Source organism: Microvirgula sp. AG722 (genome assembly GCF_003269145.1).
Lineage (GTDB): Bacteria > Pseudomonadota > Gammaproteobacteria > Burkholderiales > Aquaspirillaceae > Microvirgula > Microvirgula aerodenitrificans.
This window is the reverse complement of record NZ_QLTJ01000001.1, coordinates 469,565-494,962: the sequence shown is the minus strand read 5'-3', so window position 1 is coordinate 494,962 and position 25,398 is coordinate 469,565. Positions and strand designations below refer to the sequence as shown.

Genomic DNA, 25,398 nt, shown 5'->3' with positions numbered 1-25,398 from the left:
GCTTCCCGCCTGTCGGATCATGCCCGTGTTTCACCTCTCTGTGCACGTATTCACAAGCTAATTTGCCCTGTCGCAAAATGCCGACATTCTGACGGCATGGGTTTCACGGGGTCCTGCATGTCATGCCAATATGGCTGCCGTTTCACCTTTTTTCACGAAAAATTTTCCCGATGACCAAAATCCACCTGGCCGTACTGGCTGCCCTGCTGGCAGGGTGCGCCACGCAGAACCCTGTTCCCAAGTCGGTCGAGTTGCCGGTGTCGCCGGTTCGCCAGGCAGAGGCCCAGGCCACCGCTGCCCAGCCGCAGCAGAAGACGCTGAAGCGCAAGCTCGCCATCGGTCGCTTCACCAATGAAACCCGCTACGGCCGCACCTTCGTCACTGACGACAACCTCGATCCGATCGGCAAGCAGGCCTCGGACATGCTGGCCAACCGGCTGGTGGCGTCCAACCGCTTCCTGGTGTTCGAGCGCCAGGACCTGAACAGGATCAAGGCCGAGCAGGCCATCCTGCAGCAGGCCGACCTGGTCGGCGTCGACACGCTGATCCTCGGCTCGGTGACCGAGTTCGGTCGCAGCACCACCGGCAAGTCCGGCTTCCTCAGCGCCACCAAGATCCAGACCGCACGGGCCAAGGTCGAAATCCGCCTGGTCGATGCCCGTACCGGGCATGTGTTCTTCTCGGCCAATGGTGCCGGCGAGGCCAGCACCGAGTCCGGCCAGGTCGCCGGTTTCGGCAGCAAGGCCGATTACGACGGCTCGCTGAATGATCGCGCAATCGGCGCCGCGCTGTCCGATGTGCAGACCGCGCTGATGAACAAGCTCGATGCGCGGCCATGGCGCACCGACATCCTGAAGGTCAGCGGTCGCCAGCTGTATATCAGCGGCGGCGAGCGGCAGGGCCTGCGCGTCGGCGACATGCTCGACGTGATGCACGAGGGCGAGAAGGTCAAGAGCGGCCAGACCGGCTTCCGCATCGCCCTGCCGGGCACGCAGGTGGCCCGGGTCCGCGTGGTGCAGCTGTTCGGCGACAACGACAGCAACGAAGGCGCCGTCGCCGAACTGGTGTCCGGCTCGCTCGGCAAGGCCAGAACCTCGGACCTGTACATCGCTGAATCGCGTCACTGATCCCCGACCTGAAGGAACCCGCATGAAACGGCTTTCCCTGGTGGCCCTGCTGGCGTTGACCGCCTGCGCGCTGCCGCATACCGATGTCCGCACCGCCACGCTTCGTCCGACGCTGAGCGTCGTGGGCGCGCCGGCCCGGGCCCAGTTGTTCGTCGACGGCATCGCTGCCGGCGATGCGTCGCAATACGATGGTGTCCGGCAGACGCTGACGGTCGAGGAAGGACCGCACCAGCTGCGCGTCGCGGCCGATGGCCAGGACCTGTACCGGCAGCAGGTGCTGCTGACCAATGGTGAGCGCCATGTGATCCGGCTGGGAGAGGCTGCCAGATGACCCATCGCCACCTCCTGCTGCCGCTGCTGGCCGCGCTGATGCTGGCCGGCTGCGCCGCCCAGCGCGACAAGTACGCGTGGGGCGAGTATGAAAGCTCGCTGTACAGCTACTACAAGAATCCGGAAAACGCCGCCGCCCTGACACTGGCGCTGCAGAAAACCATCGAAGGCGCAGAAAAGGGCAAGCTGCCGCCGGCGCCCGGCCTGTATGCCGAATACGGCTACCTGCTGATGCAGCAGGGCAAGAAGCAGGAAGCCATTGCCGCATTCGAGAAGGAAAAGCAGCGCTGGCCCGAGTCCGGCAAGCTGATGGACAACATGATCAAGGCGGCTTCGGCCGGCAAGAAACCCGCCAGCCAGGAGAGTGCATCATGATCGCGCGCCGGATCGGAACCGTGCTGGTCGGCCTGATGCTGGCCGTCTCCAGCCTCGCGGCAAGGGCGGAGGACGCCGACAAGCCGTCGGCGGAAAAACTGCGCGAGGCCAACCTGCGCTCGGTGCTGGTGGTGCCGGTGGTCAACCGCAGCGTGGACGTGGATGCGCAGGACTACTTCCTGACCACCATTTCCCGCCCGCTGGCCGAACGCGGCTACTACGTTTTTCCGGTGCATCTGGTCAAGCGGATGATGGAAGACGAGGGCATGGCCGATGCCGACATGGTGCACGGGGCCGACCCGCGCCAGCTGGCCGGCCTGTTCGGCGCCGACAGCGTGCTGTACATCTCGATCGAGCGCTGGGATGCGCGCTATATCGTGCTGTCGACCACGGTCACCGTGGCGCTGGACTATACGCTGAAGAGCGGCCTGACCGGCGAGACGCTGTGGAAGAGCCACCAGCAGCTTGCCTATTCGCCGCAGAACAACAACAGCTCCGGCAATCCGCTGGTGGATCTGGTCGCCATGGCAGTGACTGCAGCCATCGCCAAGGCCTCGCCGAACTACATGCCGCTGGCGCAGCGCGCCAATCAGCAGGCGGTGTATACCGGCGGCCTGCTGCCGGGGCCGTACGACCTGCCGGCAGAAAAGTAGTCATTCAGCAGCAGTAAAAAAAGAACGCTCCGGAAACGGAGCGTTCTCTGTTTCCGCATACTGGCTGACTAGTGGGCGCCACCGCCGTCGGACGCACTGCCACCGGATGGCCGGCTGGCGAACCAGATGGTGCCGGTCAGGATCAGGAACAGCCCGCCGGCGGCCCAGAAGATCTCGTTTGCACCGATCACGTAACCCTGGCGCACGATTTCGCGCAGCGTGACCCCCAGTGCCTGGCCGTCGGTCAGCCCGGCCAGATGGTAGTCACCCAGCGCTGCATGCCAGGCCGGGTTGTAGGTCGACACGTTCGCGCTCAGGTCGACGTGGTGGACGGCCTCGCGCCGCTCCCAGATCGACGTGATCAGCGAGGTGCCGATCGCGCCGGCCTGCACCCGCATGAAGTTCGACAGCGCCGAGGCGCCGGCGATCTGGTTCGGCTTGAGCCCGGACAGGGTGATGGCAGTCAGCGGCATGAAGAAGCACGCGATGCCGATGCCCTGGACGAACTGCGGCCAGACCACGTCGGAGAAGGCCATGCCGGGCTCGAAGGTCAGCGCACGCCAGATAAAGGTGAAGGCGAACATCACGAAGCTCAGCGTGGCCAGCCAGCGGAAGTCGATCCGGTTGGAGAACTTGCCGATGATCGGCGACAGGATGACCGGCAGGATGCCGATCGGCGCTGCCGCCAGACCGGCCTGGGTCGCGGTATAGCCGAGGTGTTCCTGCAGCAGCAGCGGCAGCAGCACGATCGAGCCGAAGTACAGCATGTAGCCCAGCGCGGTCGAGACCGAACCGACCAGAAAGTTGCGCTGCCTGAACAGCGACACGTCGACCACCGGGTGGGCGTCGGTCAGCTCCCAGATCACCAGTGCGATCAGCGCCAGCCCGGACACGATGGCCAGAGTGACGATCTCGGTCGAGGCGAACCAGTCGAGATCCTTGCCCTGGTCGAGCATCACCTGCAGCGCGCCGATGCCGAGTGCGAGCAGGATCAGGCCCATGCGGTCGATCGGGATCTCGAAGCGGGCAGTTTCGCGCTCGCGCAGGATCGGCCAGGCCATCCAGCAGGCCAGAATGCCGATCGGCACGTTGATGAAGAAGATCCACGACCAGTGGATGTTGTCCGAGATCCAGCCGCCGAGAATCGGGCCGAAAATCGGCGCGACAATCACTGTCATCGACCACAGCGCCAGCGCCATGCCCTTTTTCTCGTTCGGATAGCAGGACAGCAGCAGGCTCTGCGACAAGGGGATCAGCGGACCGGCCACCGCGCCCTGCAGCACGCGGAAGAAAATCAGCAGTTCCAGGCTCGGCGCGATGCCGCACAGCGCCGAGGTGATGATGAAGCCGATATTGGCCAGCATGAACAGCCGGACTTCACCGAAACGCTTGGCCAGGAAGCCGGTGATCGGAATCGAGATGGCGTTCGCCACCCCGAACGAGGTGATCACCCAGGTCCCCTGGCTGGTGGACGCCCCGAGGTTGCCGGCGATGGTCGGGATCGCCACGTTGGCGATCGTGCTGTCGAGCACCTGCATGAAGGTCGCCAGAGACAGGGCAATGGTGATCAGCCAGCGGGTGCTGCCTTCCAGCGGCGGATGCGGGGTCATGTGACCGCTCCCTTACTTGCCGGCGTTGGCGGCGATGACATCGGCCACCAGCGCGTCGGCATCGGCCAGGTCCTGGGCATAGACCCCGGTGTGCGAGGCCGGACGGGCCGGCGGGGCGTCGGCCAGGATGCGGCCCGATTCGTCACGGGTGTCGATATTCACCGTCATCGACAGGCCGACACGCAGCGGATGCGTTTCCAGTTGCTTCGGGTCCAGCGTCACCCGCACCGGCAGGCGCTGCACGACCTTGATCCAGTTGCCGGTTGCATTCTGCGCCGGCAGCAGCGAGAAGGCGCTGCCGGTGCCGGCCGAGACGCCGGCCACCTTGCCGGTGTATTCGATCTTGCCGCCGTACAGGTCGGCTTCGAGTTTGACCGGCTGGCCGATGCGCACGCGGTCGAGCTGCACTTCCTTGTAGTTGGCATCGACCCAGACGTCACGCAGCGGCACCACGGCCATCATCGGCGTACCGGCGGCCACGCGCTGGCCGACCTGCACCGAGCGGCGGGCGACATAGCCGTCGACCGGCGCCACCACGGTATTGCGCTTGCGCGCCAGGTAGGCTTCCTTCAGCGCAGCGGCAGCCTGGGCCACCTTCGGCTGTTCGGCGATCGGCGAGTCCAGCACCTGGGCGCGGGCCGTGGACCGGTTGCGGTTGGCGACATCGAGGGCGGCGCGGGCGGCGGCGACCGCGTCGCGGGCATGGGCGAGGTCTTCCGGCGTCACCGCGTCGGTGCCGACCAGTTTTTCGCGCCGGGCCAGATCGCCTTCGGCCTTCTGCAGATCGATTTCGCGGGCGGCAACCTGGGCGGCCGCGCTGTCGGCGCTGAAGGTCGCGCCACGGGTCGAGCGCACGGCATCGGCCAGGGCGGCACGGGCGCGCTGGTAGGCGAGTTCGGCATCGGCCGGATCGAGCTTGACCAGCACCTGGCCGGTCTTGACGAAGTCGGTGTCGTCGACCATGACCGTGCTGACCGTGCCGCCGGTCAGCGGGGTGATGGCGACCATGTGACCGGCGACATAGGCATCATCGGTTTCGATGTGATAGCGGCCATGCAGTCCCCAGTAGGCACCATAGGCAACGCCGGCGACGACAACAGCGGCGGCCAGCAGGGTCAGGGCCTGCTTGCGGGACTTCGGTCTGGCTTGTGCGTTCATTTTTCTTTATCTCCGGGCCGGCGTCAGGGACGCCGGCACGCTCGTGTCATTGGGTAGGGTATAGCTGTGGGGGTGTGATCGGGGTCAGGCGCCGAGTGCGCGGGCAGCATCCATGCGTGCCAGCCATTCCTGTGCCAGCGCGTGGCGGGCGCTGCGCTCGCCCTGCAGGCGGGCCAGTTCGGCTTCCAGCGCGTTGCGGACCGGTGCGATGCCGCCGGCGGCACGCGCCCTGGCAATGCTGGCGGCGCGGGCGTTTTCGCCGAGCACGGCATCGGCCTGGCGGCGGGCATCGCTGCTGGCCTGCACCGTCACCATGGCATCGGCGCCATCACGGGCAGCGTTGATCAGGGTGCGGGTGTACTCGGCATTGGCCAGATCGAAATGGGCGGCGCGGCTGCCGAGCTGGGCGCGCAGTGCGCCACCGTCGAAGATCGGCAGCGAGATGGCCGGCATGATGTCGTAGGTGCCGCTGGCTTTTTTCAGCAGATCACTGACATGGCCGGCGGACACGCCGGCAAAGCCGGTCAGCGACACGGTCGGATAGAAGGCGGCGCGGGCCGATTTCACCCCTTCGGCCGCCGCCGTCACGCTGTCGCGGGCGGCCTGCACATCCGGGCGGGCCGCCAGGTGGGCCAGTGTCGGCTGGGCCGGCAGGGTCACTGCGCTGGCGGCGGGCAGCGCGGCCGGCGTCAGTGCGGCAAAGGCATCCGGTCCCTTGCCGGCCAGCGCGGCCAGCGCATGGCGCGCCTTGGCAACGCTCTGGTCGAGACTGGCGATCTCCGCCTTCTTCTGGTCGCGCTGGGCATTGATATTGGCCGCCAGATCGGCCGGCGCGATGCCGGCCGTCACCTGCTGCCGGGTCAGCGCCGCGCGGCGTTCCAGCGCCGCCAGTTCGGCACGGGCCAGATCACGCTGGGTGATGGCGTCGCCAAGCGTCACATACTGTGCGGCCAGGGTATGGGCCAGCAGCCGGTCGGCATCGCGGGCCTCGGCGCGCGCCACTTCGACCTGCGCCTGTGCCGCGCGTTCTTCGGCGGCGAATTGTCCCCACCAGTCGAACACATACTGCACCGACAGGCCGGTCCGGTAGAGCGGGTACCACTCGCCACCGAGCGGAGCCGGGAACATCGGGTTGTTCAGCGAGATGCGCTGGCGGTCATAGGCCAGTTGCAGGTCGACATTCGGCCCCTGGGCCGCTTCGGCCAGGCCGGCGGCGGCCATGGCCGAGCGCACGCGGGCGGCGGCGGCGGTCAGTGACGGGCTGGCGGCGCGGGCCTCGGCCAGTGCGGCGGCGAACTGCGGGTCGCGCTGCGCCAGCGCGAGCCAGCCATCCGCTACCGGCGCGGCCTCGACGCCGGCCGGACGGGCCAGCTGCATTTGTGCCGGGTCCGGCGTGGTGGTCTGCGGCGCAATGCCGTGCGGTGATGCGCAGCCGGCCAGAATCAGCGCCGCGACCAGCGCGGCCAGGGGCGAAGCGGACCGGGCCGGCTGTCCGTGCCGGGTCCGGGCGTCGCAATGCGGTCGGCCCGCAAGCTGGGATGCACTCATGTGTTCTTTATGTCCTGTGAAGTCTCGCAGGCAGGAAGTCGATACTTCCCATGCGATTAATTTCATTTGTAATTATATTTGTGACAAATTTCAGCCGCCCAGCGTGGCCAGCAGCTTCCGCATCAGGCCTTCCATGGCCACTTTCTCGGTCTCGGAAAACGAGCCCCACAGCGAGCGGTGCATGACGCGGATTTCCGGCAGCAACTGTTCGACCATCTTCAGCCCTTCCGGTGTCAGTTTCAGGTACAGCCGGCGGCGGTCCTCGCTGCAGGTTTCGCGCGACACCCAGCCGTTGCGGACCAGCTCGTCGGCCACGCGGGTGATGTTGGTCCGCGACGAGTCGAGTACATCGGACAGGTGGGACGGGCCAATAGCGTGGTTCTCGGCCGAGAAGATCGACATCAGGGCCAGGTACAGCGTCTCGTTGAGGCCGTACTGCCTGAGGCCGTCATTGAAGAAATTGTTCAGGCGCGGAATGATGTGATAGTAGAGCCGGGTCAGCAGGATTTCCTGCCGCGGCGAGCCGGGGTAGCGTGCACCGGCCCGGTCGATGGCCTGCTCGAACTGCTTGAAGGATTCGTTCATTGCTCTGGGTCAAATGGTCAGCACTGAAATTGTAACGTGAGTGACTACTTAGTCAAGAAGAAAGTCCATTATCGGACCTTTCTTTAAGCGCTGTCTAAGATTTCGGCGGCGGATTTCAGATGCCGGCACCGGCGACCGCCTGTGACTGGCGCCGTGCGCGGCCGAGCGCGTTCCAGGCCTTTTCATGGAAGAAGTAGGCCACGGTATTGCACAGCGGTTCGACCATGGCCAGCAGGCTGGCGATGCCGAGGCTGCCGGTCAGCAGATAGGCGACAGTAAAGGCCACGGTGAAGTGGACGGCGGCGAAAGTCAGCGTCTTCAGCAGCGGCGAGTTCGGGGCGGGATGGAAGTGCATGGCGGGCTCCGGCGGGGTCGGCGTGATAACGATGTCTGCAGATTACCCATCACCGGGCCAGAGATGAATTTGATTGTAAAAACCAGTTTGATTGCCAATCGCTATCGTTGACAGGTGTCAGCCGTCTGCCTGACCCTGAAGCCCATAGAATGAGCCGCTGCCGGCCCCTGTCCCGCTTTTTCCGAAAGACCTTCCATGCAAGCCCCTGCTCCAGCCGACCGACTGCGGCTGATCGCCTCTTTTTTTGCCCTCTACGTGATCTGGGGCTCGACCTATCTGGCGATCCGCTTCGGCGTGGAAAGCTGGCCGCCGCTGATGATGGCCGGCGTCCGCTTCCTGATTGCCGGCAGCCTGATGTACGTCTGGCTGCGCCGGCATGGCGCGCCGGCGCCGACCCGTGCCGAGTGGAAGGGGGCGGCCCTCGTCGGCGCCCTGCTGCTGGCCGGCGGCAATGGCGGCGTGACCGTGGCCGAGCAGTGGGTGGCTTCCGGGGTTGCTGCCCTGGGCGTTGCCACGGTGCCACTGTTCACCCTGGTTTTCGCCCAGCTGTGGGGCCAGCGCAATACCCGCCGCGAATGGCTGGGCATCGGACTCGGACTGTTCGGCATGCTGCTGCTGAATATGGGCGGCAATCTGCAGGCCAGTCCGGTCGGCGCCGTGCTGATCCTGCTGGCGGCGGCGTCGTGGGCGCTGGGCTCGGTCTGGGGCAAGCGCCTGTCACTGCCGGCCGGTGCGATGGCCCCGGCGGCGGAGATGCTGGCCGGCGGCGCGGTGCTGATGGTGGCCAGTCAGCTGGCTGGCGAGCGCATGCACGCCCTGCCGACGGCGACGGGCTGGGCCGTGCTCGCCTATCTGGTGGTGTTCGGCTCGCTGATCGCGTTTTCTGCCTACCAGTACCTGCTGCGGCATGTACGGCCGGCTGCGGCAACCAGTTATGCGTATGTGAACCCGGTGGTGGCCGTGCTGCTCGGCATGCTGTTTGCTGGCGAGCATATCGGTGCGGCCGAATGGATGGCGATGGGCGTGATTGTCTGCGCGGTGGTGCTGATCGGCCTGCCGAAGCGGGGGCCGCGCCTCGCTGCGCGAAACCGCCGGCACTGACATTCGTGGACGGGGTTTGCAAGCATCTGGCCGGCCCGTTGCCGGGCCGGCCAGATGCTTGTGGTGGTGCGCACCGGCGCGACTGCAATTGCCGGTGCTGTCTGACTCAGGCCGTCAGCCGGGTCAGCGCCTCACGGTACTTGTCGGCGGTCTTCTGCGCGACGTCGGCCGGAATGGCCGGGGCCGGCGGCTGCTTGTTCCAGCCGACGCTTTCCAGCCAGTCGCGCACGAACTGCTTGTCGTACGACGGCGGGTTGCTGCCGGGCTGGTACTGGTCGGCCGGCCAGAAACGGCTCGAATCCGGGGTCAGCGCCTCGTCCATCAGCGTCAGCGTGCCGTTTTCGTCCAGGCCGAATTCGAACTTGGTATCGGCGATCAGGATGCCGCGGGTGGCGGCGAAGGCAGCGGCGGCCTGGTACAGGCGGATGGCGGTGTCGCGCACTTCGGCGGCACGGTCGGCGCCGATCAGGTCGGCGCACTGGGCGAACGAGATCGGTTCGTCATGGTCGCCGACGGCAGCCTTGGTCGACGGGGTGAAGATCGGTTCCGGCAGCTTGTCCGCTTCGCGCAGCCCGGCCGGCAGCCTGATGCCGCTGACTTCGCCGCTCTGGCGGTAATCCTTCCAGCCGCCACCGGCCAGGTAGCCGCGCACCACGGCTTCGACCGGAATCGGCGTCAGTCGCCGGCAGACCACGGCGCGGCCTTCGACCTGTGCGCGGTCTTCGGCGGACACCACGTCTTCCGGACGATCGCCGGTCAGGTGGCTGGGCACCAGGTCCTTGAAGCGTTCAAACCAGAAATTGGAAATGGCGGTCAGGATCTTGCCTTTTTCCGGGATCGGTTCGTCGAGGATGACGTCGAACGCCGACAGGCGGTCGGTGGCGATCATCAGCATGCGGGTGTCGTCGATCTGGTACAGGTCGCGAACTTTCCCGGAGTAGATTTTCTTCAGGCTTTTGAGGTCGGTGGTGGTCAGGCCGCTCATGGCTATCTTTCGGATCAGGAAAAAGGCGCGGGACGATGCGGGGTGGCATCGTCCGCAGTCGATTCAGACGTTGCCGCTGATTTCGCGCACCGGGCGCGGACAGGTGGAACGCAGGCCGTCGATATGGTTGAACAACTCGGAGGCGACCGGCTTCCACATCGGATCGAGCACCAGGTCGATGCCTTCCGGGCGCACCAGCTTGGCCAGCGGCACGAAGTCGGCGTCGGCGGAGAACAGCACGATCTGGTCGACCTGCTTCTTGTACACCAGTCCGGCGACATCGAGGGCCATCAGTGTGTCGATGCCGCCCTGGCGCACGTCATAGGCGAAGTCTTCGTCACGCAGTTCGTCGACGGCGCGCTCGTGCTTGACCAGCGCGCGCTGGACCATCGGTTTCAGGTTCCACTGGCCGAAATCGGCCAGCTGGCCGTAGCGCAGCACCAGCTTGCGCTTGCGCGACAGCGCTTCATGCAGGCCGGTGCGGAAGCGGGCCTCGGCCGATTCGCCAAAATCGCGCAGATTGCCGGAAACCGGCATGTGGACTTTCTTCGCCAGCGGCGGACAGTCATAGAAGAAGATGCGGTACAGGTCGCGGCGTTCGTCCTGCTGGTTCAGGTGGGCGAGCGACCAGCGGACCAGGGTATCGGCCACGTCTTCAGGGGTGTGCGCTGCGGCGTCGGATACCAGCGAACGGTAGCGGTGCAGGAAAAAGGCACCGTCGATGAGGATGGCTGTTGCCATGTTGGGATGAACCTCGGTTAAAACGATAAAACGCCTGTGGGGTCGGCCGGCCGGCAATGGGGATCGGACGGGCTTACTGCCAGAAGCGGTAGGGGGCGAACAACACAGTAAAAAAGTAAAAAGGCCCCGGAGGCGGGTCCGGGGCGATGTGATGGTTACAGCGTTTCCTGCAGGGCCCTGGTCTGCTCGATCAGGTTGTCGACATCGCTGCCGACCACGGTGAAGTGCCCCATCTTCCGGCCCTTGCGGGCGGTGTCCTTGCCATACAGGTGCAGTTTGGCATTCGGGGTGTCCATCAGCACGGCCCAGTACGGTGCCGAGCCGTCGGCCTTCCAGCGGTCGCCGAGCAGATTGGCCATCACGACCGGCGTCAGCAGGTCAGCGCGGCCCGGCGCCAGGCCGCACAGTGCGCGGACCTGTTGCTGGAACTGGTCGGTATTGCAGGCATCCAGCGTGTAGTGACCGGAATTGTGCGGACGCGGGGCGATCTCGTTGATGACCAGCGAGTCGTCGGCAAGGACGAAGAACTCGACGGCCAGCACGCCGACGTAGTCGAGCTCGTGCGCCAGGCGGATGGCCATCTCGCGGGCGCGGGTGGCCAGCGCGTCGTCAATGCGCGCCGGTACGATCGACAGCTCCAGAATGCCGTCCACGTGTTCGTTTTCGGACACCGGGAAGCTGTTGACCAGTGCGTCGGACACGCGGGTGACGATGACCGAGATCTCGCGCTGCAGCGGCAGGCGTTTTTCCAGCACACAGGCCTGGCCGCCAAGGTTGGCATAGGCGGCGCGCGCGGCTTCCGGCGTGTCGACCCGGACCTGGCCCTTGCCGTCGTAACCGAGGCGGGCGGTCTTCAGGATGCCTGGCAGCCACGGCGACAGGTCACAGGCCAGCTCTTCCACCGATTCGATGGCGAGGTACGGCGCGGTATCCAGCCCGGCGCGGCGAATCCAGGATTTTTCGGCGATGCGGTCCTGGGCGATGGCGACGCAGTCGGCCGACGGGCTGACGCGGATGGTCTGGGCGAGCCAGCGCATCGAGTCGGCATTGACGTTCTCGAATTCGGTGGTCACGGCGGCACAGGTATCGGCCAGCGTCTTCAGCGCATCGCGATCGTCATAGGCGCGGCACAGGTGGACGTCGGCGAACGCGGCGGCCGGGGCCCTGGCGTCCGGGTCGAGCACGGTGACGCGGTAACCGAGCGTGCGGGCGGCGATCGTGAACATGCGGCCGAGCTGACCACCGCCGAGAATGCCGAGCATGGCCGGCGGAAGGATGGGGGTCATTCGGCGCTGATCTCCGGCAGGACCATGTCCAGCACGGTCTGCTTCTGTTTTTCGCGGAAGGCCTTCAGCTGCGTCGCCAGCGCCGGATCGGCATTCGCCAGCATGGCGACGGCGAACAGTCCGGCATTGGCCGCGCCGGCTTCGCCGATGGCGAAGGTCGCGACCGGGATGCCCTTCGGCATCTGGACGATGGACAGCAGCGAGTCCTCGCCGCGCAGGTAGCGCGACGGCACCGGCACGCCAAGCACCGGCACATGGGTCTTGGCGGCCAGCATGCCCGGCAGGTGGGCCGCGCCACCGGCGCCGGCGATGATGGCTGCCAGTCCGCGCTGTTCGGCCGTTTCCGCGTACTCGAACAACAGGTCCGGGGTCCGGTGGGCGGAGACGACCCGGGTTTCAAAGTCGACGCCGAAATCCCTGAGGACGCGGGCGGCGTGTTCCATCACGGGCCAGTCGCTCTGACTCCCCATCACAATACCGATTTTCATGCGATGCAGTTGTTGTTCAACGGAAAGCGCGATCTTACCTGAAAACCGGGTGGATTCAGCGTTTGGCTGTCGCCAGGGCATGCTTTTCAGGGCCTTACAGGCGCGGGCGGACTGCGGCTTCAAGCTGGGCTTCATTGAGCCGGCCGGTCAGGCTGGCGACCTGGCGGCCGCTGCGGTCGAGCACGGCGGTGAATGGCAGCGCACCGACCTTGTTGCCGGCGGCGCGCAGCAGATTCATGGCGCTCTGGTCGCCGATCAGCACCGGATAGGTGATGCCGAACTGATTGACGAAGTTGCGTACCGACACCTTGTCGTCGATGGCGACGCCGACCACGGTCACGCCATGCGGGCCCCATTTCTGGCTGAACGTGTTCAGCATCGGCATTTCCTCGCGACACGGCGCACACCAGGTCGCCCAGAAGTTCACCACCACCACCCGTCCGCGCCACGCTTCAAAGCCGTGCGGCTTGCCCTGCAGGTCCGCATAGCTGATGCCATCGAACGGCGGCGCGGCCAGGCTGACGGCCGGCGCGGCGCCGAACAGCAGCGCGGAGAGCAGAAGGAGGGAGGATTTTTTCATTGCGGGCCTTTCAGGGGGGAGCGCGAACCATCTTAGAATGGGCGGATTACGACATACAGGAGCCGGCCCATGTCCGTGCTGGTCTGCGGTTCCATTGCTTATGACACCTTGCTGACGTTCCAGGATTCGTTCAGCAAGCATATTCTGCCCGATCAACTGCACAAGCTGTCGGTGTGTTTCATGGTGCCGCACTTGCGGCGCGAGTTCGGCGGATGCGCCGGCAATATCGCCTACAACCTGAAAATGCTGGGTGGCGACCCGGTCATCCTGTCGTCGGCCGGTGACGATTTCGGCCCGTATCGCCAGCACCTGCAACGACAGGGACTGCGTACCGACGGTATTCGCGAGATTGCCGACTGTTATACCGCGCAGTGTTTCATCACCTCGGATCGCGACGACAACCAGATCACCGCCTTCCATCCGGGTGCCACCGATTTCGCGACGCTGAACCATGCCGGGCAGATGCCCGGCATCGAGCTTGCCATCGTCGCCCCGAGCGGCCACCAGGCCGATCTGCAGCATGCGCGCGAGCTGTCCGCTGCCGGCGTGCCGTATTTTTTCGACCCGGGCCAGGAATTGCCGCTGCTGTCGGACGCCGAACTGCAGGAAATGATCGAGCGGGCGACCTATCTGGCGCTGAACGACTACGAGGCCGAAATGATGCAGGCGCGCACCGGTCTGACGCTGTCGCAACTGGCCGGACGGGTCGAGGCACTGGTGGTGACCCGTGGTGCACAGGGTTCGGACATCTATGCCGACCGGCATTATCGTATCGAGGGCGTGCCGGCGGAGCGGGTCGTGGACCCGACCGGTTGCGGCGATGCGTATCGTGCCGGTCTGCTGTACGGCATCAGTCATGGACTGGGCTGGCTGGCGTCGGGCCGGCTGGCGTCGATGCTGGGCGCCATCAAGATTGCCAGCCGCGGCGGACAGAACCATGTATTCGACTGGCCGGGCCTGGCGCGGCAGTACCAGACGCATTTCGGCGACGCGTGGCCAGGGCAGCTGCCTTGACTAATTTCGCCGGCTACTCTTGAAAAATGACCCGGCGATCGCCATCAACGCCGTTTGTATACAAACCTCCCCAAGGGGACACCATGCCCGTCACGTCGCTTGCTTCTTGTCAGACCGCACCGCTCATCGAACTCGAGCGACGCCTGCTCGCCGGACAACCGCAGATCGAACACTGGTTCCGTCGTCAGTTCGCCGAGCATGCGCCGCCGTTCTATGGCTCGGTCGACTTGCGCAACAGCGGTTTCAAGCTGGCGCCGGTGGACATGAACCTGTTCCCGGGCGGCTTCAACAATCTGGGACGCGATGCGCAGCCGCTGGCGGTGCAGGCCGTCACCCATGCGGTGGAGCGGGCCTGCAACGACGCCAAGAGCATCCTGCTGATTCCGGAAAACCACACCCGCAACACTTTCTATCTGAAAAATGTCGCGGCACTGGCGCGCATCCTGTCGCAGGCCGGCTTCCGGGTCCGCATCGGCAGCCTGCTGGCGGAAATCACCGCACCGACGGTGTTCGACCTGCCGGACGGCGACACGCTGACGCTGGAACCGATCGTGCGACGCGGCAACCGGCTGGTGCTGGCCGACGGCTTCAATCCGTGCCTGATCCTGCTGAACAACGACCTGTCGGCCGGCGCGCCGGCGCTGCTGCGCGATCTCGAACAGAACGTGCTGCCGCCGCTGCATGCCGGCTGGGACGTGCGCCGCAAGACCCACCACTTTGCCGCCTATGACAGCGTGGCCAACGAGTTCGGCGAACTGCTGTCGATCGACCCGTGGTTCGTCAATCCGTACTTTGCCGCCTGCGGCGGGCTGGATTTCCACGAGCGCCAGGGCGAGCAGGTACTGGCCGACGCGGTCAGCGACCAGCTGGCGCGGATCGGTGCCAAATATCGCGAACACGGCATCAGCGAAACGCCGTTCGTGATCGTCAAGGCCGATGCCGGCACCTACGGCATGGGCGTGATGACCGCCAAGAGCCCGGACGACGTGGTCGGGCTGAACCGCAAGCAGCGCAACAAGATGTCGGTGATCAAGGAAGGCCAGCAGGTCAGCGAAGTCATCGTCCAGGAAGGGGTCTATACCTTCGAGACGGTGGCTGATGCGGTGGCCGAGCCGGTCATCTACATGATCGACCGCCATGTGGTCGGTGGCTTCTACCGGGTGCACGAGGGCCGCGGCGTGGACGAGAACCTCAATGCGCCGGGCATGCATTTCACGCCGATGACCTTCGATGCGGCCTGCCTGCCGGACATGACCTGCGGGCCGGAATGCTCGACCAACCGGCTGTACGCCTATGGCGTCGTTGCGCGGCTGGCGCTGCTGGCGGCATCGCGCGAACTCGAAGCCACTGATCCGGCTCAAGGCTGAACCGGCGCGGACCCAGGAAAATATTCCCATGAAAATTGCCTTCATCGCTGACCCGCTCGCCAGCTTCAAGACCTACAAGGACTCCACCTTCGCCATGATGGAGGCGGCAGCCGCACGCGGTCACACGCTGTATGCGCTGGAACCCCGGCAGCTGTTCGCCCGCGACGGGCGGGTGCTGGCCGAGGCCACCGCAATCGGACTGACCGGTCAGCGCGATGACTGGTATGTGCCCGGCGATACCGCCGTGCACGACCTGGCCGCGTTCGACGCGGTAGTGATGCGCAAGGACCCGCCGTTCGACGACGAGTACCTGTACGCGACCCACCTGATGAGTCTGGCCGAGCGGCATGGTGCGCGCTGCTTCAACCGGGGCCAGGCGATCCGCGATCACAATGAAAAGCTCGCCATCCTCCAGTACCCGGACTTCATTGCCCCGACCCTGGTCAGCCGTGACATGGCCGCGCTGCGCGCCTTCGTGACCGAACATGGCGATGCGATCCTCAAACCGCTGGACAGCATGGGGGGCGACGGCATTTTCCGGCTGACGCCGACCGACCCGAACCTGGGTTCGGTGCTGGAAGTCATGACCGGGCGCGGCACGCGCACGCTGATGGTCCAGCGCTATCTGCCGGAGATCGTCGATGGCGACAAGCGCATCCTGCTGATCGACGGTGTGCCGGTCGATTACTGCCTGGCGCGCATTCCGCTGGCCGGCGAGACGCGCGGCAACCTGGCCGCCGGTGGCCGCGGCGTGGCCCGTCCGCTTACGGCGAACGATCGCCGGATCGCCGAGGCCATCGGCCCGCGCCTGGCCGCCCAGGGTCTGCTGCTGGTCGGACTGGACGTGATCGGCGACTGCATGACGGAAATCAACGTCACCAGCCCGACCTGCTTCCGCGAAATCATGGACCAGACCGGGCTGGACGTGGCCGGGATGTTCATCGCCGCCATCGAGAAGCATTGTCTGGCCAGCTGACGGCCGGCGGCTGGCGGCGGTGGCTGCTCGCTGCCGTCGCGCTGCTGGCGGTGACCGCCTGCGCCGACCGGCCCGAGCCGTACCGGCAGGAAAGCTATGTATTCGGCACCCGGGTCGAGGTCAGTGTTGCCAATCTGCCACAGGCGCAGGCAGCACCCGCCGTCACTGCTGCACTGGCCGAACTGGACCGGATGCACAACAAGCTGCATGCCTGGCAGGCCGGCAGCGACGTGGTGCGGCTGAACCAGGCGTTCGCGGCCGGCCGTGCCGCGCCGGTCGATGCCGAACTGGCCGGCCTGATCCGGCTGGCGCAGGACGGCGAGAGAAACAGCGACGGGCTGTTCAATCCGGCCATCGGCCGGCTGGTTGAACTCTGGGGTTTTCACGCCGACCGCTTTGCGCCGATTGCCCCGCCGACAGCAGCCCTTCGCGCCGTGCTCGCCCTGCATCCGTCCACCCTCGATATCACGGTCGCCGACGGCATGGCCCGCAGTCGCAACCCCGATGTGGCACTGGATTTCGGCGGGCTGGCCAAGGGCTGGGCGCTGGACCGGGTCGCCGATATCCTGCATCAGCACGGGGTACGCGATGCGCTGATCAATATCGGCGGCAATGTACTGGCGCTGGGGGAGAAGGCGCCCGGCGTGCGCTGGAAGGTCGGCATCCAGCATCCGCGCGACCCGCGCGCGATGGCGGTGGTCGCCTTGCAGCCGGGCGAGGCCATGGGCACCTCGGGTGACTACCAGCGCTTTTTCATGCTCGACGGCCAGCGCTACTGTCACCTGATCGACCCGCGCGACGGCAACGCCCGCTGCCGGGTACAGGCAGTGACGGTGCTGGTGGAGCGTGGCACCGATCGGGGACTGCGTTCCGATGTGGCCAGCAAGCCGGTGTATTTTGCCGGTGCGGCAGGGGCACTGCGTGCGGCTGGACGTTTTGGCATCCAGTCGGTGCTGCTGGTGGACGGAGAGGGCGGGATTCATGTCAGCCCGGCGATGGCTGCCCGGCTGGAGTGGCTGATCGAGCCGGTACACAAGTCGGTGCTGGTGGCGAGGGCGCAAGAAAAGCCCTGAGCGACAGGGGTGCGACTCAGGGCTGAATGCCTGGCCTGGAGGCCGGGCTCCCGCTCAGGGAGGAGAAGCGGGAGGTGTTCGCACTTCCGGGCGCAACCGTCTGCGTTCGGGGGCGGCGATGTTGCCGCTTCCCTTTTATCCGCCGCAGCGGCGCAGGTTGCTGCGCGTCATCCATGCCGGACACTCCGACTTCGGCCGCGCGGGCAGGGGAAAAGTTCCCGGCACTGCCCGCCGTCCGTCGCGCAGGCGGCGTTTATTCGTCGCGGTCCGGCTCCTCGTCCAGCAGCACGTCGTCATGCGGCGGCTGGCGATCGGCAAACCATGCCGACACCACGGCCTCGACCTCGGCCACGCCGGTTTTCTTCGAGCTGGAGAACAGCTGGACACTGACCCCCGGGTAGTCGTCCAGTGCATGGCGGACGGCGGCCAGGGTCTTCTGCTGGTCCTGGCGGCTCAGCTTGTCGGCCTTGGACAGCAGGATGTGGACCGGGCGATTGGTCACGCGGAAGAAATTCAGCATTCGCACATCCAGGTCTTTCAGCGGATGGCGCGAATCCATGATCATCAGCAGGCCGATCAGGCTTTCCCGGGTTTGCAGGTAGCGGCCAAGCAGTTCGACCCAGTGGGTGCGGATCGCTTCGGGCACTTCGGCATAGCCGTAGCCCGGAAGGTCGACCAGGTAGTCCTCGCCGCCGGTGTCCAGCTTGAAAAAGTTGATATGCTGGGTGCGACCCGGCGTCTTCGAGACGAAGGCCAGCCGGGTGCGGTTGGCGAGGGTGTTCAACGCGCTGGATTTGCCGGCGTTCGAGCGGCCAACGAAGGCGACTTCGGCCGCCGTATCGGGCAGATCCTTGATATGGTTGACGGTGGTAAAGAAAGTTGCATTCTGGAACAACGGCATCGGTAGTCTGCTTAAAATCATTTGGTATAGAATAAGTGGTTTGAAAATACTACGTCCGCCAAGGATTTGCGACTTCTTTCGCTAGGAGAACCCATGAAAATCAACATGCTGTTGGCGGTTGCCGGCCTCTCCCTGGTCACGGGCGCGCTGGCAAACCCGGCCCCTGCCGTCCCCAAGGCCGACCCGGCAAAAGGCAAAGTGATCGCCGAACAAGTGTGTGCGGCGTGTCACGGCGCCGACGGCAACAGCGTGGCGGCGGCCAATCCGTCCCTCGCCAGTCAGCACGCCGAGTACATTGCCAAGCAACTGCACGAGTTCAAATCGGGCAAGCGCCAGAACGCCATCATGCTGGGGATGGCGTCCACGCTGTCCGAAGATGACATGCGCAATGTGGCTGCCTACTTCAACGAGCAGAAGCTGAAGCCGCGCGAAGCCGCCGACAAGACCACCATCAAGGCGGGAGCCACGATCTACCGTGGTGGCGTTGCCGATCGGAAAGTGCCGGCCTGTATGGCCTGTCACGGTCCCGCCGGCGCCGGCATCCCCGGCCAGTACCCGCATCTGGGCGCACAGCACGCAGGCTACGTCGAGGCGCAGATGCTTGCGTTCAAGAAGGGCGAGCGCGCGAACAACAAGGTGATGTCCGACATCGCCGCGCGTCTGTCCGACACCGAAATCAAGGCGGTGTCCAACTACGTGTCCGGCCTGCGCTGAGGCCGGGCATGAAACGGCCTGATTCGGATTAAGTCGGCTTTCATCCGGCCGTGATACACAGGGGGAGGTCAATGCCTCCCCCTCTTTACATTGTGTGGTCCATGACGTCCAAACGCCGCCAGACTGGCTTTGCCGCCAGCCTCTACGAATTGCTCAGCTCGATGCGTTTCGCCATCGGGCTCCTTACCATCCTCGCCATCGCCTCGGTGATCGGCACGGTCCTCAAGCAGAACGAGCCGTACTCGAACTATGCATTCGAGTTCGGCTCGTTCTGGTTCGAGGTCTACCGCACGCTCGGCCTGTTCGACGTCTACCACTCCGGCTGGTTCCTGCTGATCCTGGTGTTCCTGGTCACCTCGACCACGCTGTGCATCTGGCGCAATGCGCCGGGCTTCATCAAGGACATGAAGGCCTTCCGCGAACGCGCGACCAGCCAGTCGCTGGCCGCCATGACCCACAGCGCCCGCATCGAGCGCGCGCTGCCGGCTGACAAGGTCGAGGCCTACCTGAAAGCGCAGGGCTTCAGCGTGCGCAGCCTGCAGCGCGACGACGGCCTGATGCTGGCGGCCAAGAAGGGCGCGGCCAACAGGCTCGGCTACTTCCTGGCCCACATCGCGATGGTGGTGATCTGTATCGGCGGCCTGATCGACGGCAACGTGCCGTTGAAACTGGCCGAACTGTTCGGCCGCGCCAGCGCGGAAGTCCGCGACGTGCCGCAAAGCCAGGTGCCGGAAAAGAGCCGGCTCGGCGATGGCAACCTGTCGTTCCGCGGCAATGTCACGCTGCCGGAAAACCAGTCGGCCGACGTGGTGTTCCTGAATGCCGGCAACGGCTACTTCGTGCAGGAACTGCCGTTCATCGTCACGCTGAAGAAGTTCCATGTCGACTACTACACGAACGGGATGCCGAAGCGTTTCGCCAGCGATGTGGTGGTGACCGACAAGCAGAACGGCAAGGAAACCACTGCCACCATCGAGGTCAATCACCCACTGACCATCGATGGCGTGTCGATCTACCAGGCCAGCTTCGGCGATGGCGGCTCCGGGCTCGAATTTGCCGCCTGGGACCTGAACCGTCCGCTGGACAAGCCGGTCACACTGCGCGGCAAGTCGATGAACGGTCAGCCGCTGGTCATCGACGGCAAGCGCTATACGCTGGAATTCGGCGATTTCCGGCCATTCAACGTCGAGTCGGTCGCCGACAACTCGGCGATGGGCGTGAAGAAGAACCTGCAGGGACTGCTGGCCGACGCCAGCCGGGTCAACCATGACAAGCAGGTGAAGAACCTCGGCCCGAGCATCCAGTTCAAGCTGCGCGATGCGCAGGGTCAGGCGCTCGAGTACATGACCTACATGGCGCCGATCCAGCTCGAAGGTCACAGCTATATCGTCAGCGGCGTGCGTACCCAGGTTGGTGGCCCGATGTCGTTCCTGCGTTATCCGCTGGATGCCGAGGGCAAGCTGGACAGCTTCATGCGGCTGAAGAATGCGCTGCAGAACCCGGCCCTGTACGGCGAAGTGGCGCGCCGCGCGGCCGCCAAGGCGGAAGCCGGCGGCGCGATCGACGCGTCGCTTGCCCGCCAGTTTGCCGGCAGCGTCGAATGGGTGCTGGCGCGCTTCTCGCAGCAGGGTTTCGCCGGGCTGGAAAACTTCCTCGACCAGAAGGTGCCGGAAGAGAAAAGACAAGCCGTGGCACAGACTTATGTGAAAATCCTGCAGGGCGCGATCATCGACCTGCAGGACGTGGCCCGTCGCCAGGCGCAACTGGAACCGCTGCCGCTGAATGAAAACAGCTACCGCTTCCTGCTCGACAGTCTGGTTGCCTACAGCGCCAGCCGCGACTATGGCTCGCCGCTGTTCCTGCAGCTGACCGGCTTTGACGAGGTCAAGGCCTCCGGGTTGCAGATGACGCGCTCGCCGGGCAAGAACGTGGTCTATCTCGGCTCGCTGCTGCTGGTGGCCGGCATCCTGTTCATGTTCTATGTGCGCGAGCTGCGGCTGTGGGTGCTGATCCAGCCTGAGGGCAACAGCCGGATGGCCATGGCCTCCAACCGCAAGACCAGCGATCTCGACCGCGATTTCGATCGCCATCGCGACGCCATCGAACACCTGTAATCCCCTGCTGAGGAGCGTTTCCGATGGAACTCGTAGCCAAGAACCGGCCTGACAGCCCCCCGCTGCGGACCGGCCTGATCAAGGACGTACTGTACGCGCTGGTCATCATCGCCGCCGCCGGCATCGCCGTCGCGCAGTACGGTGCCTATATGGACGTCTACGAACACGCGATTCTGGCCGGTTGTACCGTCGGCCTGATCGCGCTGGGCGTGTTCTGGAAGCCGTGGCGCTGGTTCTTCCCGCTGAGCGGCGCCCTGGCCGTGGCGGCCATCGCGCTGTATGACGGTGACCTGGCCAATGGCCAGAAGCTTTTCCTGCTCAAGTACATGCTGTCCAGCCAGTCGGCGATCATGTGGATGTGCGTGCTGTTCTTCCTGGCCACGCTGGTGTACTGGGTCGGCGTGCTGGCACGCAGCGAGTTCGGCACCCGGGTCGGCAGCGGGCTGACCTGGGCCGGCGCGGTCATGGGCCTGACCGGCCTGTTCGTGCGCTGGGACGAGAGCTATCTGATCAGCCCGGATATCGGTCACATTCCGGTATCCAATCTGTATGAAGTATTCATCCTGTTCTGTCTGGTGACCGCACTGATGTACCTGTACTACGAGGCCCGCTATCAGGCCCGGCAGATGGGTGCATTCGTGCTGATGGTGATCTCGGCCGCGGTCGGCTTCATCCTCTGGTATGCCTTCAGCCGCGGCGCGCATGAAATCCAGCCGCTGATTCCGGCGCTGCAGTCGTGGTGGATGAAGATCCATGTCCCGGCGAACTTCATCGGCTATGGTGCGTTCTCGCTGTCGGCCATGCTCGGCATCGCCGAGCGGCTGTCGGCGAAGGGCGTGCTCAGCGGTCGCCTGCCGAAGCCGGAAGTGCTCGACGAAGTCATGTACCGTGCCATTGCCGTCGGCTTCCTGTTCTTCACCATCGCCACCATCCTTGGCGCGATGTGGGCGGCGGATGCCTGGGGTGGCTACTGGAGCTGGGACCCGAAGGAAACCTGGGCGCTGATCGTCTGGCTGAACTACGCGGCGTGGCTGCATGTCCGTCTGGTCAAGGGCTGGCGCGGTGCCGTGCTGTCGTGGTGGGCCATCATCGGCCTGCTGGTGACCACGTTCGCCTTTATCGGCGTGAACATGTTCCTGACCGGCCTGCATTCCTACGGCGGGCTGTAGTCGGGCGGGCCAGCATCACTTTACGACGCCAGCATTCATTGCTGGCGTTTTTCATTTGCCATGCATTGGCGGAGAGGCCGGAAGCGGGCTACAAACACAGTGCAGGGCGGTGCAGGCCGTCGTTGCATGATGGTGAGTCCCGTAGCCAGTCAGGGCGGAAACCGACCCGCGCCACTGCGCCCAGCGCGCACGGGGTCCCCAGCCGCCGTACACGCGATATCGATGCGCGACCACGGGGAAACAGAGGGGCCGGCCCGTAACGCCGGCATGTTTGAAACCGCGTCATGGACAGACAGCGTTCTTTAACACGTTCATCCACCCTCGCCAACGAGCCGCTCAATGCGGCTCGTTTCAATTTGGGCCTGCTGGTCTGCTCCGGGCAGATGAGGGGGCTACGCTGGCGAGGTCGGAGCTGGCCTGACGCCAGCGGCACGTACCGGCTCAGTGCCGGTGCGCGACGGCGAGGCGGGTTTCCACCCGCTTCTGTACCCGCTCGAACAGAAAACTCAGCAGCCAGTAGATACCGGCTGCGGCCAGGTACAGCGGCAGTGGCTGGAAGGTCTGTGCGATCACGTCCTTGGTGGCCAGCATCAGCTCGCCCACGGTGATGACCGAGACCAGCGACGTGTCCTTGATCAGCGAGATCAGGCTGTTGGCGAGGCTGGGCACGGCCAGGCGCAGCGCCTGCGGCGCGATGATGTAGCGCATGCTTTGCCACCAGGTGAAGCCCAGCGACAGCCCGGCATCCCATTGCCCGCGCTCGACGCCGGCCAGTGCGCCGCGCATCGATTCCGACAGGTAGGCGGCGACATTCAGCGTCAGCGCCAGAATGCCGGCCGGCACCGGCGAGAACTCGATGCCGACGCTCGGCAGCCCGTAGTAGATGACGAAAATCTGCACCAGCAGCGGCGTGCCGCGCATCAGGCTGACATAGGTGGCGGCAATCGGGGCCAGCACCGGCACCCGGGCGACGCGCAGCAGCGCCACGGCGAAGCCCAGCGCCAGCCCCAGCACCATGCTGGTCACGGCAAACATCAAGGTGTAGCCGGCCCCGGCCAGCATGACCGGCAGCGCGGTCTGCAGCAGTTCCATCCAGTTCATTTCTTCTCCCGAAAAAGCGACACCGCCCGACCGGGCGGTGTCGCTCATGCGTACCCGCTAGTTACTTCTTGTGCGCCGGCGCCTTCGAGACGTCGATGCCGAACCACTTGACCGACAGCGTCCTGAACGTGCCGTCCTTCTTCATGCCGTTCAGCGCGGCGTCGACGGCGGTCTTGAATTTCGGATTGCCCCTGGCGAACGGCACCGCCATGGTGGTCAGGTCGCCGACCGGTGCGCCGGCCTTGACCGGCAGGCGCGATTCCTTGATCGAGAACGGAATCATCAGGCTGTCGTTCAGCGCGGCATCGATGCGGCCGGTGGCCAGATCCTGCAGGTATTCCGGCGCACCCGGGTAAGTCTTGACCTCGACGCCGTCGACCTTCTTCGCCATGTCGGCGTAGTTGCTGCCCTGGCCGACGCCGAGCTTCTTGCCCTTCAGATCGTCCAGCGAGTGGAAGACGCGGGTTTCATTCTTGCGCACCACCAGCTGGGCGCTGGAAATCGTGTACGGCACGCTGAAGTCGAAGATCTGCTGGCGCTGCGGCGTCACCGACACCTGGTTCAGTGCAATGTCGTACTTGCCGGCCTGCAGACCGGCCAGCATGCCGCTCCACTCGCTCTGCACGAACTCCGGTTTGACCTTCAGGCGCCTGGCGATCTCGCGGCCGATCTCGACATCGAAGCCGGTCAGTTGCTGCTGCTTGTCCTTGAACGAGAACGGCGGGTAGGTGCCTTCGGTGGCGATTTTCAGCGTGCCGCGGGCCTGCACCGTATCGAGCAGGTCGGCAGCCAGGGTGGTGGTGCTCAGGCCGGCGAGTGCCAGCACAGCAAGGAATTTACGCATTTTCATATAACCTTTTGTTCTATTTGCGCCAGGCAAAATAACGGATGAACATTATCACCGCCCGGCGTGCCTGAACAGTCCTGTCGGCGCTCAGCGCTTGATCAGTGGCCTGTGTTTCTGGATCGACATCAGCATGCCGAAACCGACCAGGATCGACACCATGGCGGTGCCGCCGTAGCTGACCAGCGGTAACGGCACACCGACCACGGGCAGGATGCCGGACACCATGCCCATGTTGACGAAAGCATAGGTGAAAAACGACAGCGTCAGCGAGCCCGCCATCAGGCGGCCGAACAGATTGGTGGACTTGGCCGCGATCATCAGCCCGCGGCCGATGACCAGCAGGTACAGCACCAGCAGGATGCCGTTGCCGAGCAGGCCGAATTCCTCGGCATAGACGGCGAAAATGAAGTCGGTGGTCCGTTCCGGGATGAACTCCAGGTGAGTCTGGGTACCGGCCAGCCAGCCCTTGCCGAGCGGGCCGCCGGAGCCGATGGCGATCATCGACTGGATGATGTGGTAGCCGGCGCCGAGCGGGTCCTGGGTCGGGTCCAGCAGCGTCAGCACGCGCTGGCGCTGGTAGTCGTGCATCATGTTCCAGATCACCGGCAGCGTGGCGCCAAAGCCCAGCAGGCCGATCAGCAGCACGCGCCACGGCAGGCCGGCGAGGAAGATCACGTAGAAGCCGGCGGCGGCGATCAGCGATGCCGTACCGAGATCGGGCTGCTTGAGCACGAAGGCGACCGGCACGGCGATGATCAGCGCCCCGATCACGAAGTGAAACCAGCGCAGGCTGCTTTCGTTTTTCTGGAAGAACCACGCCAGCACCATCGGCACCATGATCTTGAGGATTTCCGATGGCTGGATGCGGGTGACGCCGATGTCGAGCCAGCGCCGCGAGCCATTGACCACCTCGCCGAACAGCGCCACACCGACCAGCAGCAGGACGCCGATCAGGTAGCCGGGCAGCGCGAGCTGCATCAGCTGCTCCGGCTTGATGTTGGCAATCGCCCACATCACGCCGAGGGCGATGGCCATGAACGCCATCTTGTTCAGCACCTTGTCCAGATTCTGGTTCGAGGCGCTGTACAGCACCACCAGGCTGACGATGAAGATCAGGATGGTGAACAGGAACAGCCAGCCGTCCACCGGCGCCTTGATGCGCTCGAAGATGCGGCCGATCAGGTTGCTGGATTGCGACAT

The 25,398-nt window shown here is 65.1% G+C and carries 26 protein-coding genes; 12 read left to right on the top strand and 14 right to left on the bottom strand.

The features are described 5' to 3' along the window. Positions 1 to 170 precede the first annotated feature (170 nt). From DFO50_RS02345 to DFO50_RS02330, 4 genes are read left to right on the top strand one after another with little or no spacing between them, the layout of a single operon-like run. Positions 171 to 1,127 carry a CsgG/HfaB family protein gene (locus DFO50_RS02345; protein ID WP_028498524.1) on the top strand — a complete coding sequence of 319 codons (957 nt, stop codon included), beginning with the start codon at positions 171 to 173 and terminating at the stop codon, positions 1,125 to 1,127. A gap of 22 nt (positions 1,128 to 1,149) precedes the next feature. Then, a complete protein-coding gene (locus DFO50_RS02340; protein WP_028498523.1) occupies positions 1,150 to 1,458 on the top strand; it encodes a hypothetical protein in 309 nt (102 codons plus the stop codon). Next, positions 1,455 to 1,832: a DUF4810 domain-containing protein gene (locus DFO50_RS02335; RefSeq protein ID WP_036385463.1), complete on the top strand. Its 378-nt coding sequence runs from the start codon at positions 1,455 to 1,457 to the stop codon at positions 1,830 to 1,832. Before DFO50_RS02340 ends, DFO50_RS02335 begins: the two co-directional genes overlap by 4 nt. After that, complete coding sequence (locus tag DFO50_RS02330) at positions 1,829 to 2,485, top strand: GNA1162 family protein (RefSeq protein WP_036385461.1); 657 nt, start codon at positions 1,829 to 1,831, stop codon at positions 2,483 to 2,485. Before DFO50_RS02335 ends, DFO50_RS02330 begins: the two co-directional genes overlap by 4 nt. A 68-nt stretch (positions 2,486 to 2,553) precedes the next feature. On the opposite strand, the gene DFO50_RS02325 is transcribed toward DFO50_RS02330, so the two are convergent. From DFO50_RS02325 to DFO50_RS02305, 5 genes are all read right to left on the bottom strand, one after another. Then, positions 2,554 to 4,095: a DHA2 family efflux MFS transporter permease subunit gene (locus DFO50_RS02325; protein ID WP_112691964.1), complete on the bottom strand. Its 1,542-nt coding sequence runs from the start codon at positions 4,093 to 4,095 to the stop codon at positions 2,554 to 2,556. Positions 4,096 to 4,107: 12 nt separating this feature from the next. Beyond that, entirely contained in the window at positions 4,108 to 5,253 is a 1,146-nt protein-coding gene (locus tag DFO50_RS02320; RefSeq protein WP_112691963.1) for an HlyD family efflux transporter periplasmic adaptor subunit, read from the bottom strand. A gap of 84 nt (positions 5,254 to 5,337) precedes the next feature. Next, positions 5,338 to 6,801, bottom strand: a complete 1,464-nt coding sequence (locus DFO50_RS02315; RefSeq protein ID WP_158537389.1) for an efflux transporter outer membrane subunit — start codon at positions 6,799 to 6,801, stop codon at positions 5,338 to 5,340. A gap of 90 nt (positions 6,802 to 6,891) precedes the next feature. After that, positions 6,892 to 7,386: a MarR family transcriptional regulator gene (locus DFO50_RS02310; RefSeq protein WP_028498519.1), complete on the bottom strand. Its 495-nt coding sequence runs from the start codon at positions 7,384 to 7,386 to the stop codon at positions 6,892 to 6,894. Between the two features lie 115 nt (positions 7,387 to 7,501). Further along, positions 7,502 to 7,741: a DUF2061 domain-containing protein gene (locus DFO50_RS02305; RefSeq protein WP_028498518.1), complete on the bottom strand. Its 240-nt coding sequence runs from the start codon at positions 7,739 to 7,741 to the stop codon at positions 7,502 to 7,504. Between the two features lie 195 nt (positions 7,742 to 7,936). On the opposite strand from DFO50_RS02305, the gene yedA reads away from it, so the two are divergent. Continuing rightward, on the top strand, positions 7,937 to 8,842 hold the full coding sequence (gene yedA / locus DFO50_RS02300; RefSeq protein ID WP_028498517.1) for a drug/metabolite exporter YedA: 906 nt from the start codon (positions 7,937 to 7,939) through the stop codon (positions 8,840 to 8,842). 106 nt (positions 8,843 to 8,948) lie between these two features. Here the strand turns inward: yedA and DFO50_RS02295 are convergent, their stop codons facing one another. The 5 genes from DFO50_RS02295 to DFO50_RS02275 all read right to left on the bottom strand — a co-directional run bounded on the left by DFO50_RS02295 (position 8,949) and on the right by DFO50_RS02275 (position 12,922). Then, positions 8,949 to 9,827, bottom strand: a complete 879-nt coding sequence (locus DFO50_RS02295) for a phosphoribosylaminoimidazolesuccinocarboxamide synthase (protein WP_107888872.1) — start codon at positions 9,825 to 9,827, stop codon at positions 8,949 to 8,951. Between the two features lie 63 nt (positions 9,828 to 9,890). After that, entirely contained in the window at positions 9,891 to 10,568 is a 678-nt protein-coding gene (locus tag DFO50_RS02290; RefSeq protein WP_112691961.1) for an NYN domain-containing protein, read from the bottom strand. Positions 10,569 to 10,723: 155 nt separating this feature from the next. After that, positions 10,724 to 11,854 carry a 5-(carboxyamino)imidazole ribonucleotide synthase gene (locus tag DFO50_RS02285; RefSeq protein WP_028498514.1) on the bottom strand — a complete coding sequence of 377 codons (1,131 nt, stop codon included), beginning with the start codon at positions 11,852 to 11,854 and terminating at the stop codon, positions 10,724 to 10,726. Further along, positions 11,851 to 12,342 carry a 5-(carboxyamino)imidazole ribonucleotide mutase gene (gene purE / locus DFO50_RS02280; protein WP_028498513.1) on the bottom strand — a complete coding sequence of 164 codons (492 nt, stop codon included), beginning with the start codon at positions 12,340 to 12,342 and terminating at the stop codon, positions 11,851 to 11,853. The genes DFO50_RS02285 and purE overlap by 4 nt, the downstream gene beginning before the upstream one ends. A gap of 94 nt (positions 12,343 to 12,436) precedes the next feature. Next, positions 12,437 to 12,922, bottom strand: a complete 486-nt coding sequence (locus DFO50_RS02275; RefSeq protein ID WP_028498512.1) for a TlpA disulfide reductase family protein — start codon at positions 12,920 to 12,922, stop codon at positions 12,437 to 12,439. Positions 12,923 to 12,991: 69 nt separating this feature from the next. Here DFO50_RS02275 and DFO50_RS02270 point away from each other — a divergent pair, with 69 nt between their 5' ends. The 4 genes from DFO50_RS02270 (at position 12,992) to DFO50_RS02255 (ending at position 17,352) form a co-directional block, all read left to right on the top strand. Beyond that, a complete protein-coding gene (locus tag DFO50_RS02270; RefSeq protein WP_107888870.1) occupies positions 12,992 to 13,936 on the top strand; it encodes a carbohydrate kinase family protein in 945 nt (314 codons plus the stop codon). Positions 13,937 to 14,019: 83 nt separating this feature from the next. Then, complete coding sequence (gshA, locus tag DFO50_RS02265) at positions 14,020 to 15,303, top strand: glutamate--cysteine ligase (RefSeq protein ID WP_112691960.1); 1,284 nt, start codon at positions 14,020 to 14,022, stop codon at positions 15,301 to 15,303. Positions 15,304 to 15,331: 28 nt separating this feature from the next. Next, positions 15,332 to 16,279, top strand: a complete 948-nt coding sequence (gene gshB / locus DFO50_RS02260; protein WP_028498509.1) for a glutathione synthase — start codon at positions 15,332 to 15,334, stop codon at positions 16,277 to 16,279. Continuing rightward, the gene (locus DFO50_RS02255; RefSeq protein WP_233495164.1) at positions 16,264 to 17,352 is read left to right on the top strand and encodes an FAD:protein FMN transferase; all 1,089 of its coding nucleotides are present in this window, start codon (positions 16,264 to 16,266) and stop codon (positions 17,350 to 17,352) included. The genes gshB and DFO50_RS02255 overlap by 16 nt, the downstream gene beginning before the upstream one ends. Positions 17,353 to 17,605: 253 nt before the next feature. On the opposite strand, the gene yihA is transcribed toward DFO50_RS02255, so the two are convergent. Next, positions 17,606 to 18,253: a ribosome biogenesis GTP-binding protein YihA/YsxC gene (gene yihA, locus DFO50_RS02250; protein WP_028498508.1), complete on the bottom strand. Its 648-nt coding sequence runs from the start codon at positions 18,251 to 18,253 to the stop codon at positions 17,606 to 17,608. 93 nt (positions 18,254 to 18,346) lie between these two features. On the opposite strand from yihA, the gene DFO50_RS02245 reads away from it, so the two are divergent. The 3 genes from DFO50_RS02245 to ccsB all read left to right on the top strand — a co-directional run bounded on the left by DFO50_RS02245 (position 18,347) and on the right by ccsB (position 22,250). Beyond that, positions 18,347 to 18,967 carry a cytochrome c gene (locus tag DFO50_RS02245; protein ID WP_028498507.1) on the top strand — a complete coding sequence of 207 codons (621 nt, stop codon included), beginning with the start codon at positions 18,347 to 18,349 and terminating at the stop codon, positions 18,965 to 18,967. A 101-nt stretch (positions 18,968 to 19,068) separates the two neighbouring features. Further along, positions 19,069 to 21,081 (top strand): cytochrome c biogenesis protein ResB, encoded by a 2,013-nt coding sequence (locus tag DFO50_RS02240; RefSeq protein ID WP_112691959.1) that lies wholly within the window; start codon positions 19,069 to 19,071, stop codon positions 21,079 to 21,081. A 23-nt stretch (positions 21,082 to 21,104) separates the two neighbouring features. Beyond that, complete coding sequence (gene ccsB / locus DFO50_RS02235; RefSeq protein ID WP_028498505.1) at positions 21,105 to 22,250, top strand: c-type cytochrome biogenesis protein CcsB; 1,146 nt, start codon at positions 21,105 to 21,107, stop codon at positions 22,248 to 22,250. Positions 22,251 to 22,691: 441 nt separating this feature from the next. Here ccsB and DFO50_RS02230 read toward each other — a convergent pair whose 3' ends face one another. The 3 genes from DFO50_RS02230 to rodA all read right to left on the bottom strand — a co-directional run bounded on the left by DFO50_RS02230 (position 22,692) and on the right by rodA (position 25,398). Continuing rightward, a complete protein-coding gene (locus DFO50_RS02230; protein ID WP_028498504.1) occupies positions 22,692 to 23,351 on the bottom strand; it encodes an amino acid ABC transporter permease in 660 nt (219 codons plus the stop codon). A 61-nt stretch (positions 23,352 to 23,412) separates the two neighbouring features. Continuing rightward, positions 23,413 to 24,195, bottom strand: a complete 783-nt coding sequence (locus DFO50_RS02225; RefSeq protein ID WP_112692034.1) for a transporter substrate-binding domain-containing protein — start codon at positions 24,193 to 24,195, stop codon at positions 23,413 to 23,415. A 90-nt stretch (positions 24,196 to 24,285) separates the two neighbouring features. Next, a complete protein-coding gene (rodA, locus tag DFO50_RS02220; RefSeq protein WP_112691958.1) occupies positions 24,286 to 25,398 on the bottom strand; it encodes a rod shape-determining protein RodA in 1,113 nt (370 codons plus the stop codon).